The organism is Xylophilus sp. ASV27 (genome assembly GCF_016428875.1).
Classification (GTDB): domain Bacteria; phylum Pseudomonadota; class Gammaproteobacteria; order Burkholderiales; family Burkholderiaceae_C; genus Xylophilus.
Map to the genome: position 1 here is coordinate 17,391 of NZ_JAELTO010000006.1, position 11,992 is coordinate 29,382.

The window sequence follows — 11,992 nt, forward strand, 5'->3', positions numbered from 1 at the left end:
GGGAGCTTTCCTTATCGGGGCATGGCCCGTTGCAGGAGGGTGTCGAAGTCGGTGCCGGCGCCCAGGGTGCCGAAGGCATGGCCCCAGTCGCCGCCCAGGCGCGAGTCGCAGAAGGCGCCGAACACGGCGGCCGGCGCGCACTGGTGCAGCAGCGCGGCCTGCACGGCCAGCGCCACGTCCTGCGCCAGGCGGCGCGCCTCGAGTTCGGTGGCCATCTCCTCGACGCGCGTGGGCAGGGCGGCCGCCAGGCGGTCCAGCGCGCGGTGGGCGCCCCGGGCGGGCGCCAGTTCCTGCGCCAGCGCGGCGGCGGCGTCGGCGCGGCGCATGGCGCGCAGCAGGTCCAGCGCCATGATGTTGCCGGCGCCCTCCCAGATCGAGTTGAGCGGCATCTCGCGGTAGATGCGGGCCATGACGCCCTGGCCGCCCTCCTCCACATAGCCGTTGCCGCCCAGGCATTCCATGGCTTCCTGCGCAAAGTGGCTGCCGCGCTTGCAGATCCAGAACTTGGCCACCGGCGTGAGCAGCCGGGCCATGGCCTGCTGGTGCGGGTCGTCCGGCTGGTCGAAGGCATGGGCCAGGCGCAGGGCCAGGGCGGTGGCGGCCTCGCTCTCCAGCGCCAGGTCGGCAAGCACGTTGCGCATCAGCGGCTGGGCGATGAGCGGCTTGCCGAAGGCATGGCGCAGGGCGGTGTGGTGCAGGGCCAGCGCCAGGGCCTGGCGCATCAGGCCGGCGCTGCCGAGCGCGCAGTCGAGCCGGGTCATGGTGCCCATCTCCAGGATCTGCGGCACGCCGCGGCCCTCCTCGCCCACCCGCCAGGCCTGGGCATTGACGAACTCGACCTCCGAGCTGGCGTTGGCCTTGTTGCCCAGCTTGTCCTTCAGGCGCTGAATGCGCAGTGCGTTGTGCGTGCCGTCGGGCAGCACGCGCGGCAGGAAGAAGCAACTGAGCCCGGCCGGGGCCTGGGCCAGCACCAGGAAGGCATCGCACATGGGCGCGGAGAAGAACCACTTGTGACCGGTGATAGTGTAGCGCTCGCCCCAGGCGTCGCTGCCGTCGCGCACGGCCTGGGTGGTGTTGGCGCGCACGTCCGAGCCGCCCTGCTTCTCGGTCATGCCCATGCCCATGGTCACGCCGGGCTTGTCGGCGACGAAGGCCATGCGCGGCTCGTAGGCGCGGCTGGCGAGCTTGGGCGCCCACTCGGCCGCCAGCGCCGGGTTGCCCCGCAGCGCGGGCGTGGCGGCGTAGCTCATGGAGACGGGGCACAGCACCGAGGGCTCGAGTTCGGTGAACAGCATGAAGCCGGCCGCGCGCAGCAGGTGGGCATGGCGCCCGCCCGCCCAGGGCGTGCCGTGCAGGCCGGCGCCGACCGCCGCCTCCAGCAGGACGTGGTAGCTCGGGTGGAACTCGACCTCGTCGATGCGGCGGCCGAAGCGATCGTGCGTGTGCAACTGCGGCAGGTGCGTGTTGGCCAGCCGGGCATGGGCCTGCATGGCGGCCGAGCCGGCGCGCGCGCCCAGCTGGCGCAGCGGCTGCAGTTGCGCGGCGTCCAGGCCGGGCGCTTGCAGCCGCAGGGCGTCCTGCAGCGCGTGGTGGGTGTCGAACAGGTTGAGGTCGGCCAGCGGCGTGCTCTGGTTGAAGACCTCGTGGGTGTCCGTCGGAGCCGCGATGACCGGCGTCATGGCTACACCAGCTTGACCAGTTGCTTGCCGAAGTTCCTGCCTTTGAGCAGGCCGAGGAAGGCCTCGGGCGCCGCTTCGATGCCCTGCGCGATGGTCTCGCGCGGCCTGAGCTTGCCGGTGGCGACCAGCGTGCCCAGCTCCTTCAGCGCCTCGGGCCAGACCTCCATGTGCTCGCTGACGATGAAGCCCTCGATCTTGATGCGGTTGATCAGGATCAGCGCCGGGTTCTGCAGCGGCAGCGGCTGGCCGTCGTAGCCGGCGATCATGCCGCACACCGCCACGCGGGCGAAGGCGTTGGCGCGCAGCAGCACGGCGTCGAGGATGTAGCCGCCGACGTTCTCGAAATGGCCGTCGATGCCGTGCGGGCAGGCTTCCTTCAGGGCGCGCGACATGGACTTGAGGTCACCGTGCTCGCGGTGGTCCACGCAGGCGTCGAAGCCCAGTTCCTCCCGCGCGTACCGGCACTTGTCCGGGCCGCCGGCAATGCCCACCACGCGGCAGCCGCGCGCCTTGGCCAGTGCGCCATAGGCACTGCCGACCGCGCCGGTGGCGGCGCTGACCACCACCGTTTCACCGGCCTTGGGCGCGATGATCTTGACCAGCCCGTACCAGGCCGTGACGCCCGGCATGCCGACCGCGCCCAGGTAGTGCGACAGCGGCACGTGGGTGGTATCGACCTTGCGCAGCGCGCCCGGCTGGGCGGCATCGACCACGCTGTACTCCTGCCAGCCGCCCATGCCGACCACCTGGTCGCCCACCGCGAACTTGGGCGAGCGGCTCTCCACCACCTCGCCCACGGTGCCGCCGATCATCACCTCGCCCAGCGGCTGGGACGCGGCGTAGCTCTTGCTGTCGTTCATGCGGCCGCGCATGTACGGGTCCAGGCTCAGGTAGTGGTGGCGCACCAGCACCTGGCCGTCCTGCAGCGCGGGCGTGTCGGCGGTCACGAGCTTGAAGTTGCTGGCGCTCGCTTCGCCCTGCGGGCGGCTGTCGAGCAGGATCTGGCGGTTCTGTGGCATGCGGTTCTCCTTGGGCGCCCGGGTGGGCGGTAGCTACGGTTTTTATAGCTAGTAGCCCAGATAGAACCTGGGCTACAGCCGTTTTTTACTTGAAATCAATCGGTCGAAATGCCATCGCCGGCGCCCGCCGGCACGCGGCGCTTGACGTACTTGAAGGTGCCTGTGGCATGGGCGCACAGGGCGCCGCTTTCGTCCAGGATGCGGGCCTCGACGAAGGCCATGCTGCCGGTACGGTGCAGCAGCCTGCCGCGCGCGGCCAAGGGGCCGCTGGCCGGCCGCAGGAAGCTGGTCTTCATCTCGATCGTGACCACGCCCATCTCGAAGTCGACGCTGCGCGCCGCCGCCGCCATGGCCACGTCCATCAGCGTCATGGCCGCGCCGCCGTGGGTCACGCCATGGGCGTTCAGGTGCTCGGGCCGCGCGGTGTAGTGCAGCTCGGACTCGCCCTCGCCGATGCGCTCCAGCGTGAAGCCCAGGTGGTGGGCGAACGGGATGCGGCCCCGGGTCCAGCGCTCGATGTAGTCGTTCTGCAGGCTCATGAAAAAAGCAGGGCTTTGGTGAAAGCCGCCATCATCCCCCGGTCACGGCGCTCACGCCACCGTCCACCGCCAGCCACTGGCCGGTGATGTGCTTGCCGGCATCCGAGGCGTACAGCACGCACAGGCCCTTCAGGTCCTCGTCGTCGCCCAGGCGTCCCAGCGGCGCGTGGGCTGCCATCTCTTTCTCGCCCATGGCGGCCAGCAGGCCGGCCGTCATCTTGCTCGGGAAGAAGCCCGGGCAGATCGCGTTGACGCGGATGCCGTAGCGGCCCCATTCGGCGGCCAGGGTGCGGGTGAAGTTGATTACCGCGCCCTTGGAGGTGTTGTAGGCGATGGTCTTCATGGCCGGCGGGTTGCCGCCCAGCCCGGCGATGGAGGCCAGGTTGATGATGCTGCCGCTGCGGCGCGGGATCATGCTCTTCCTGGCGATCTGCTGCGACAGCAGGAAGTAGCCGCGCACGTTGAGGTTCATGACCTTGTCCCAGGCCTCGACCGGGTGGTCCTCGGCCGGCGCGCCCCAACTGGCGCCGGCGTTGTTGACCAGGATGTCGACCGGCCCCATGCGCTGCAGGGTCTCGTCGGCCAGGTGCTGCACGTCCTGCTCGCGGGCGCAGTCGGCCGCCACCCAGCGCGCGTCGATGCCGGCGGCCTGCAGGTCGGCCACCGCCTCTTCCAGGTCGCCCGCCTTGCGCGACGAAAGCATCACCCGCGCGCCGGCCTCGCCCAGCGCATGGGCCATTTGCAGGCCCAGGCCGCGCGAGCCGCCGGTGACGAGGGCATTCTTGCCGGTGAGGTCGAACAGTTGCGGGATCGATCGGGTCATGGTGTCTCCGTGCGTTGGTGATTCGCTGGCAGCATGCGCCGCGAGCCAGGTTCTTGGCCGATTGTGTTCAAGCGCCCTCGCGCGGCGCTGTCACGCCGGCGATAGTGCCGCTCATTCGTCCTCGCCGAGGCGCGCGCGCCAGAGTATCAGGCCGGCTCCAACCAGCGCGGCGAGCCCTCCGCCCACCATCAGCCACTGGCCCAGGCGCTCGTCCACGTCGTGAACCGCCACGCCCAGTACCAGGGTCAGCAGGCCGCCGTAGATGAAGATCCAGACGAGGCGTTCAATGCGCTTGAGGCGGGCGGAAGTGGTCATGGGAAGGCGGTGCGGCGGAGGAGCCTGCATCTTAGGGCGTGTCGTCAAAACCCATCCTCCGGAAGTTCCACGCAGGTCTGGTCCCGCGTGCGCACCACCTGCAGCCAGGCGCCGATCCGGGGCAGCTCATAGCGGTAGAAGTAGCGCGCCGCCGCGCGCCGACCCTGGGCGGCGGGGGTTTCGTCCTGCACCGCCAGCAGCACGTCCAGCCAGATCCAGGCCAGCGCCAGGTGGCCGAAGGCCTGCATGTAGGGCACGGCGTTGGCCAGCGCCGCGGCCGGGTCCTCGGTGGCCCAGGCGGCCTTGGTGGCGGCGCCGACCTGGGCCAGCGCCGCGCCCAGGGCGTTGGCGTGCTCGGCCAGCTCGGGCCGCTGGAGGGCGCGCTCGATGGTGGCGTTGACGCGGCCGGCCAGCAGCAGCAGGCCGCGGCCGCCTTCCATGCGCACCTTGCGGCCCAGCAGGTCGGTGGCCTGGATGCCGTGCGTGCCCTCGTGGATCATGTTCAGGCGGTTGTCGCGCCAGTACTGCTCGACCGGGAAGTCGCGCGTATAGCCATAGCCGCCATGGACCTGGATGGCGAGCGAGTTGGCCTCCAGGCACCACTCGCTGGGCCAGCTCTTGGCAATCGGCGTGAGTACTTCCAGCAACAGGCGGGCGTCGTCCGCGGCCTGGGCGTCGCCGGTCTTCTGCTCGTCCACCAGCCGCGCGCAGTACAGTTCCAGCGCCAGTGCGCCTTCGCAATAGGACTTCTGCGCCAGCAGCATGCGCCGCACGTCGGCGTGCTCGATGATGCGCACCTGCGGGCGCGCGGCATCCTTGCCGGCGGGCCCAACGGGCCGGCCCTGCGGCCGGTTCTTCGCGTAGTCGAGCGACGCGTAGTAGCCCGCCAGGCCCAGCATGACGGCCGCAGTGCCCACGCCGATGCGGGCCTCGTTCATCATGTGGAACATGCAGTGCAGGCCCTTGCCGGGCTCGCCCACCAGGTAGCCCACCGCGCCGGCCTTGCCGCCGACGGGGTACTTGCCCTCGCCGAAGTTCAGCAGCGTGTTGGTGGTGCCGCGCCAGCCCAGCTTGTGGTTGAGGCCCGCCAGCGCCACGTCGTTGCGCTGGCCGGTGAGCCGGCCCTTGGCGTCGACCATGCGCTTGGGCACGATGAACAGCGAAATGCCGCGCGTGCCCGGCACCAGCTTGCCGTTCTCGTCGGGAATCTTGGCCAGCACGATGTGCACGATGTTCTCGGTCAGTTCGTGGTCGCCCGACGAGATCCACATCTTGTTGCCGGTGAGGCGGTAGCGCGGACCGAGCGGGTCGTGCTGGAAGTCGGGGCCGTCGGGCACGGCGCGCGTGGCCACGTCGCTCAGCGACGAGCCGGCCTGCGGCTCCGACAGGCACATGGTGCCGGCCCAGCGGCCGGAGAACTCGTTCAGCGCGAACACCTCCTTCTGCTTGTCGGTACCGTGCACCATCAACAGGTTGGCGTTGCCGCTGGTGAGCATGTTGGAGCCGATGCTCACCGAGGCCATCGCGAAGAAGCTGTTGGCCGCGGCCTGCAGCGTATAGGGCAACTGCATGCCGCCGACGTCGTAGTCCTGCGCTGCGCTCAGCATTCCCGACTCGACGAAGGCCTTGTGCGCGTCGTGCGTGGCCTGCGGCAGGATGACCTTCTCGCCGTCGAAGTGCGGCTCCTGGGTATCGACCGTGCGGTTGAACGGCGCGTATTTCTCGCGCGCGATGCGCTCGCAGGTGTCGAGCACCGCGTCGAAGGTCTCGCGCGAGTGGTCGGCAAAGCGTTCCCGCTGGTTCAGCGACTCGGCATCGAGCCAGTCGTAGAGCAGGAAGTCGAGCGTGGAGCGAAACGTCATGGCCGTGCCGTGCAGGAGGGAGACAAGCCGGTCAATGTACTGGAATCAATGCGGCGACGCTGACTCCTTCAGGACACGTGCCGTGTCGCTCGGGCGCTCGCCGAAGCGCCGCTGGTAGTGCGCCGCGAAATGGCCCGCATGGAAGAAACCGTAGCGCTCGGCAAGCCTCGCCAAGGCGCCGGCGCGGCGCAGGCGGCCCCGCTCACCAGGGCCCGGTGCACCAGGTCCAGGCGCATCCCCCGCCAGTGGGCCATCGGGCTTTCGCCGAAGGCGGCGGCGAAGGCCTGCCGCAGGCCCCGCGCACTCACGCCCAGGTGGCGGCACAGGTCGACCAGCGTGAAGGGCTCGGCGACCAAAAGGCCTCTTCCTGCATATCGGGGCCGGCCCGCAGGGCCGCGCAAAGAACTGCGCATTCGGGATGGCGCCCGCGCTTTGCGGATTCCGCGCGCGCCCGGCGCTGCCTATCGTTCGGCCCATCCCCACGATAAGAGGAGATGGCGATGTTCAAGGGCTTGCAGGACAAGGTGGCAATCGTGACCGGCGGGGCGACCCTGATCGGCGCGGGCGTGGTGCGCGCATTGCACGAGGCCGGGCCGACATCGATGCCGAAGGCGGCGCGCGCGTCGCCGCCAGCTGCGCTGGCGGGGACAAGGTGTGGTTCCGCCGCACCGACATCACCGACGACGCCCAGGTCCGCGCCTGTGCCGACGAGACGGCCGCGCGTTTCGGCCAGGTGGACTTCCTGGTCAGCCTGGCCTGCAGCTACGTCGACAACGGCGTCGAATCGCCGTGCGCGGACTGGCTCGCGGCGCTCAACGTGAACGTGGCCAGCGCAGTCGTGATGCTGCAGGCGGTGATGGCTCTATCCCACCAGCAAGGCCGCGCTGGTGCAACTCACGCGCAACATGGCGCTGGACCTGGCGCCCGACAACATCCGCGTCAACAGCGTCTCGCCCGGCTGGACCTGGTCGGCCATCATGGACCAGCTCACGCACGGCGACCGCGCCAAGACCGATCGCGTGGCCGCCCCGTTCCACATGCTGCGCCGCGTCGGCGACCCCGAGGAGGTGGCGCAGGTGGTGCTGTTCCTGTGCTCCGACCACGCCAGCTTCGTCACCAGGGCGGACTACGCCGTGGAGGCGGCTATTCGGCCATGGGCCCCGAATCCTTCGAGCCGGCGATCCCGAAACTGATGGCCTGAGCCGCATCACGAACATCTGGAGACACCCATGCGCAACATCCTCATCGTCGGCGCCGGCCAGTCCGGCCTGCAGCTTGCCCTGGGCCTGCAGGCTCGAGGCTATGGTGTGACCGTCGTCTCGAACCGCTCGGCGGACGAGATCCGCCACGGCAAGGTCATGTCCAGCCAATGCATGTTCCATGACAGCCTGCAACTGGAGCGGGACCGCGGCCTCGCCTTCTGGGAGCAGGACTGCCCGCCGGTGGAAGGCATCTCCTTCGCCGTCCCCCACCCCGGGCAGCCAGGCGTGAAGGCGCTGAGCTGGAGCCACCGGCTCGACCATGTCGCGCAGTCGGTCGACCAGCGCCTCAAGGTGCCCGGCTGGATGGACACCTTCGGCCGGCGCGGCGGAAAACTGATCTTCAAGGACGCCGAGATCGAGGACCTGGAACAGTGCACGCGCGCGCACGATCTGGTGATCGTGGCGGCCGGCAAGGGCGCGATCGCCAGGATGTTCGAGCGCGACACCGACCGCAGCCCCTACGACCGGCCCCAGCACGCCCTGGCGCTGACCTACGTGCATGGCATGCGGCCGCGCGAGGAACACAGCGCGGCGTGCTTCAACCTGATCCCGGGCGTGGGCGAGTACTTCGTGTTCCCCGCGCTCACGCACAGCGGCCCTTGCGAGATCATGGTGTTCGAAGGCATCCCCGGCGGCCCCATGGACTGCTGGGCCGGCGTCCGCGGCCCCGCAGAGCACCTAGCACGCTCCCTGGAGATCCTGCGGCGTTTTCTGCCCTGGGAGGCCGCGCGCTGCACACAGGTGGAACTCACCGACGCCAACGGCCTTCTCAGCGGCGCCTTCCCGCCGACGGTGCGCAAGCCGGTTGGACGCCTGCCCAGCGGCCGCCTGGTGATGGGCATGGCCGGCGCGGTGATGCTCAACGATCCGATCACCGGTCAGGGCTCGAACAATGCCCCGGAATTCGCGCATGCAGTGGAAAGCGCCATCGTCGCGCAGGGCCAGGCGGCATTCGACGAGGTCTTCATGCACGACATCTTCGAGCGCTTCTGGAACGGCTACGGCACGCATGTGAGCGGCTGGACCAACGCCATGCTGGCGCCGCCGCCTGCGCACCTGATGCGCTTGCTGGGCAGCGCAGCGGCCTCGCCTGCGGTGGCGCGGCGCATCTCATCGGCGAGATCAAGGCCGTGCAGCTGCGCCCGGGGCGCCATGCGCCGCTGCTCTACGCCGACGGCCGCTACACCACATTGCACCCCCAAGGAGCCCCCACCCCATGAGCACCGCACCCGACACGCATGCAAGCCGCGTGGCCGAGCCCTATGTCAACCACATCCCCACGATGACCGGCGGCGTGGGCCACCGAATGCTGTCGCGCTTCTACCGCCACCACTTCGTCGATGCGAACCCGCCCGACACCACGCTGATCCCGATCTCGCGCACCATCGGCACCAGCCAGATCGTGGACGAGATGCTGTTCTGCTTCACCCACAGCTGCGAGATCGACTGGCTGCTGCCCGGCACACCGCCCACGGGCAAGCGCGTGGAGATCCCGCTCGTGGCCATCGTGAAGTTTCGCGGCGACAAGCTCTGCCACGAGCACATCTACTGGGACTAGGCCAGCGTGCTGGTCCAGATCGGCAGGCTGGATCCTACGGGGCTGCCGGTGGCCGGCGTGGAAACCGCGCGCAAGCTGCTCGACGAGAACCTGCCTTCGAACACGCTGATGGCCCGCTGGGCGAAGTCCGCGTAGGCGCGCATCCCTCGGCATGCGCATGGAAAAGGAAAAGGCCGCGCCGGGCAGGACACCCGGCGCGGCCCATGTGCCGAAGAGGGTGAACCCCCAGGCGGGGAGGATCAGATCACTTCGAACACCCCTGCGGCGCCCATGCCGCCGCCGATGCACATGGTGACCACCACCTTCTTGGCGCCGCGGCGCTTGCCTTCGATGAGCGCGTGGCCGGTCAGGCGCTGGCCGCTGACGCCATAGGGGTGGCCCACGGCGATGGCGCCGCCGTCCACGTTCAGGCGGTCGGCCGGAATGCCGAGCTTGTCGCGGCAGTAGATGACCTGCACGGCGAAGGCTTCGTTCAGCTCCCACAGGTCGATGTCGTTGACCGTGAGGCCCAGGCGCTTGAGCACCTTGGGAATGGCGAAGACCGGGCCGATGCCCATCTCGTCCGGCTCGCAGCCGGCCACGGCAAAGCCGAGGAAGCGGCCCAGCGGCCTGAGGCCCTTCTGCTCGGCGTACTTCTCGTGCACCACCACGCAGGCGCCGCCGCCGTCGGAGAACTGGCTGGCGTTGCCGGCCGCGATCAGGCCGCCCGGAAGGGCCGGACGGATGCCGCTGATGCCTTCCTTGGTGGTGCCGGGGCGGATGCCCTCGTCGTTCTCAAGCGTGACTTCCTTGGTGCGCAGGCCCAGCACCGGGTCGGCCACGCCGGCCATCACGGTGATGGGCGCTATCTCATCCTTGAAGCGGCCGGCTTCGAGTGCGGCGGTGGCCTTCTGCTGGCTGGCGGCGCCGTATTCGTCCATGGCGTCGCGGCCGATGTTGTAGCGCTTGGCGACCTGCTCGGCGGTCTGCAGCATGTTCCAGTAGATCTCGGGCTTGTGCTGGACCAGCCACGGGTCGGCCAGCATGTGCTTGTTGGCTTCGTTCTGCACGCAGGAGATGCTCTCGACGCCGCCGGCCACGTAGACCTCGCCCTCTCCCGCGATGATGCGCTGCGCGGCGGTGGCGATGGTCTGCAGGCCGGAGGAGCAGAAGCGGTTGATGGTCATGCCCGAAGTGGTGACCGGGCAGCCGGCGCGCAGCGCGATCTGGCGCGCGATGTTGGAGCCGGTGGCGCCTTCGGGCGTGGCGCAGCCCATGATGACGTCATCGACGGCGGCGGCTTCGATGCCGGCACGCGCGATGGCGTGCTGCACCGCGTGGCCGCCGAGCGTGGCGCCGTGCGTCATGTTGAAGGCCCCCTTCCAGCTCTTGGCGAGCGGCGTGCGGGCAGTGGAAACAATGACGGCGCTGGTCATGGTGAGGTCCTTTGAAGATGGGTGGGAAAAGAGCTTGTCGTCATTGCGCCGGAGCAGCGTTGGCGTTGCTCAGGAGCTGGCGATAGAAGCCGATCATCTCGCCGTAGTTGGCGATGGCCAGGCGTTCGCTGGTGCCGTGGAAGCGCGCCAGGTCTTCGCCCTTCACCCGGAACGGCGAGAAGCGGAAGACGGCGTCGCTCACCAGCGCGAAATGGCGCGAGTCGGTGGCGGCGGTCATGAGGCCGGGGGCCACCACCGCATCCGGGAAGCTCTGGCGCACCGCCTGCCGGATCGCGCGGTAGCCGGCGCTGTCGGTGGGCGATACGGGCGAGGGCTCCGAGTTGCCGGGGTACTGCTTGATCTTGATATCGTCGTTGGCCAGTTGCCTGCGCAGGTGCGCCTCGACGCTGGCGAGCGTGTCGCCCGGCAGGATGCGGAAGTTGACGGCAGCCTCGGCGCGGCCCGGCAGCACGTTGTCCTTGTTGCCGGCGCGCACGATGGTCAGCGCGGCGGTGGTGCGCAGCATGGCGTTGCTGCTCGGGCTCTTCTCGAGCTGGCCGCGCACCAGCGGCTCGGTGAGCCACAGGTTGGACAGCATCACCCGGTTGATGCCGCTCATCTCCGGCGCGAGCGCGCCGAACATCTGGCCGGCCACGCCCTGGATGCCGCCGGGCATCGGGTGGGCTTCGAGCCGTGCCAGCGCCGCGCTCATGCTGCCGATGGCGCTGTGCTGCGGAGGCATCGACGAATCGCCCGGAGCGGTGTCGAGCGACAGGAAGAAGGTGCCGTAGCCCTTCTCGGCCACGCCGATCAGGGCCGCAGGCCTGGAAAGACCGGGCAGCACGCCATCGAGCACCAGCAGGCCCTCGTCGAGCACCAAGTCCAGGCGCACGTTGCGCGACTTGAGCAGTTCCGCGATGGGCCGCGCGCCACGCAGGCCGCTCACCTCTTCGTCGTCGCCCATCACGAGGTAGACGGTCTGCTTCGGCTTGAAGCCGCTGCCAATGAGCAGTTCGACGGACTCCATCTGCGCGAAGAGATTGCTCTTGTTGTCGAGCGTGCCGCGGCCCCAGACGAAGCCGTCCCTGATCTCGCCGGCGAAGGGGTCGACCGTCCAGACGGCTTCCGTGCCGGGCGCGATCGGCACCACGTCCTGGTGCGCCATCAGCGCGATGGGCGGCGCATTCGGGTCGGTACCGGGCCATGTGTAGAGCAGCGCCTTCTGTCCCACCACTTCCTTCTTGAGGGTGGCGTGGACCTTGGGGAATTGCCGCTCCAGGTAGACGTGCAGCTTGTCGAACTCGGCCAGGCTGGCGGCCGGGTCTTCAAGGCTGGACACGGTGCGGAAGGTGATCGCGGTGGACAGCCGTCGGGCGGCTGCCTGCAGGTCGATGTCCGGCCGGGGTGCGGGCGCCACCGCCAGTTGCTGCGATGGCGTGGCCAAGGTCCTGAGCACCACGGCCGCCAGCAGCAGGACGATCGCCAGCAGCAGCCCGAGGGAAATGCGTTTCAACATGGGC

General features: G+C 69.4%; 10 protein-coding genes and 3 pseudogenes. 3 read left to right on the forward strand and 10 right to left on the reverse strand.

From position 1 onward, the window contains the following. Nucleotides 1-11 precede the first annotated feature (11 nt). From JHD63_RS02520 to JHD63_RS24515, 7 genes are all read right to left on the reverse strand, one after another. On the reverse strand, nt 12-1,679 hold the full coding sequence (locus JHD63_RS02520) for an isovaleryl-CoA dehydrogenase (protein WP_198969084.1): 1,668 nt from the start codon (nt 1,677-1,679) through the stop codon (nt 12-14). Between the two features lie 2 nt (nt 1,680-1,681). Beyond that, on the reverse strand, nt 1,682-2,698 hold the full coding sequence (locus JHD63_RS02525) for an NADP-dependent oxidoreductase (RefSeq protein ID WP_198969085.1): 1,017 nt from the start codon (nt 2,696-2,698) through the stop codon (nt 1,682-1,684). A 95-nt stretch (nt 2,699-2,793) separates the two neighbouring features. Further along, the gene (locus tag JHD63_RS02530) at nt 2,794-3,237 is read right to left on the reverse strand and encodes a PaaI family thioesterase (protein ID WP_198969086.1); all 444 of its coding nucleotides are present in this window, start codon (nt 3,235-3,237) and stop codon (nt 2,794-2,796) included. A gap of 31 nt (nt 3,238-3,268) precedes the next feature. Continuing rightward, entirely contained in the window at nt 3,269-4,060 is a 792-nt protein-coding gene (locus tag JHD63_RS02535) for an SDR family oxidoreductase (RefSeq protein WP_198969087.1), read from the reverse strand. Between the two features lie 111 nt (nt 4,061-4,171). Beyond that, nucleotides 4,172-4,375: a hypothetical protein gene (locus tag JHD63_RS02540; RefSeq protein WP_198969088.1), complete on the reverse strand. Its 204-nt coding sequence runs from the start codon at nt 4,373-4,375 to the stop codon at nt 4,172-4,174. A 44-nt stretch (nt 4,376-4,419) separates the two neighbouring features. Continuing rightward, the gene (locus JHD63_RS02545) at nt 4,420-6,237 is read right to left on the reverse strand and encodes an acyl-CoA dehydrogenase (RefSeq protein ID WP_198969089.1); all 1,818 of its coding nucleotides are present in this window, start codon (nt 6,235-6,237) and stop codon (nt 4,420-4,422) included. Between the two features lie 45 nt (nt 6,238-6,282). Next, a complete protein-coding gene (locus tag JHD63_RS24515) occupies nt 6,283-6,411 on the reverse strand; it encodes a hypothetical protein (RefSeq protein ID WP_255519247.1) in 129 nt (42 codons plus the stop codon). Nucleotides 6,412-6,737: 326 nt separating this feature from the next. On the opposite strand from JHD63_RS24515, the pseudogene JHD63_RS02555 reads away from it, so the two are divergent. Continuing rightward, nucleotides 6,738-7,438: pseudogene (locus tag JHD63_RS02555) on the forward strand (SDR family oxidoreductase). 490 nt (nt 7,439-7,928) lie between these two features. Further along, a pseudogene (locus JHD63_RS24940) lies at nt 7,929-8,171 on the forward strand (styrene monooxygenase/indole monooxygenase family protein); the annotation flags it as partial. Between the two features lie 6 nt (nt 8,172-8,177). Here JHD63_RS24940 and JHD63_RS23865 read toward each other — a convergent pair. Continuing rightward, complete coding sequence (locus JHD63_RS23865) at nt 8,178-8,510, reverse strand: hypothetical protein (RefSeq protein ID WP_233167516.1); 333 nt, start codon at nt 8,508-8,510, stop codon at nt 8,178-8,180. Between the two features lie 223 nt (nt 8,511-8,733). On the opposite strand from JHD63_RS23865, the pseudogene JHD63_RS02565 reads away from it, so the two are divergent. Beyond that, nucleotides 8,734-9,192: pseudogene (locus JHD63_RS02565) on the forward strand (dienelactone hydrolase family protein); the annotation flags it as partial. A 104-nt stretch (nt 9,193-9,296) separates the two neighbouring features. On the opposite strand, the gene JHD63_RS02570 reads toward JHD63_RS02565, so the two are convergent. Together JHD63_RS02570 and JHD63_RS02575 are read right to left on the reverse strand one after the other, a co-directional pair. Further along, on the reverse strand, nt 9,297-10,472 hold the full coding sequence (locus JHD63_RS02570; protein ID WP_198969091.1) for an acetyl-CoA C-acyltransferase: 1,176 nt from the start codon (nt 10,470-10,472) through the stop codon (nt 9,297-9,299). Nucleotides 10,473-10,512: 40 nt separating this feature from the next. Continuing rightward, nucleotides 10,513-11,988 (reverse strand): M20 family peptidase, encoded by a 1,476-nt coding sequence (locus JHD63_RS02575; protein ID WP_198969092.1) that lies wholly within the window; start codon nt 11,986-11,988, stop codon nt 10,513-10,515. Between the last annotated feature and the right edge of the window lie 4 nt (nt 11,989-11,992).

Coding starts and splice junctions, on each gene's coding strand:
- JHD63_RS02520 (WP_198969084.1), bottom strand. CDS start 1,679: ATGACGCCGGTCATCGCGGCTCCGACGGACACCCACGAGGTCTTCAAC.
- JHD63_RS02525 (WP_198969085.1), bottom strand. CDS start 2,698: ATGCCACAGAACCGCCAGATCCTGCTCGACAGCCGCCCGCAGGGCGAA.
- JHD63_RS02530 (WP_198969086.1), bottom strand. CDS start 3,237: ATGAGCCTGCAGAACGACTACATCGAGCGCTGGACCCGGGGCCGCATC.
- JHD63_RS02535 (WP_198969087.1), bottom strand. CDS start 4,060: ATGACCCGATCGATCCCGCAACTGTTCGACCTCACCGGCAAGAATGCC.
- JHD63_RS02540 (WP_198969088.1), bottom strand. CDS start 4,375: ATGACCACTTCCGCCCGCCTCAAGCGCATTGAACGCCTCGTCTGGATC.
- JHD63_RS02545 (WP_198969089.1), bottom strand. CDS start 6,237: ATGACGTTTCGCTCCACGCTCGACTTCCTGCTCTACGACTGGCTCGAT.
- JHD63_RS23865 (WP_233167516.1), bottom strand. CDS start 8,510: ATGCGTGCCGTAGCCGTTCCAGAAGCGCTCGAAGATGTCGTGCATGAA.
- JHD63_RS02570 (WP_198969091.1), bottom strand. CDS start 10,472: ATGACCAGCGCCGTCATTGTTTCCACTGCCCGCACGCCGCTCGCCAAG.
- JHD63_RS02575 (WP_198969092.1), bottom strand. CDS start 11,988: ATGTTGAAACGCATTTCCCTCGGGCTGCTGCTGGCGATCGTCCTGCTG.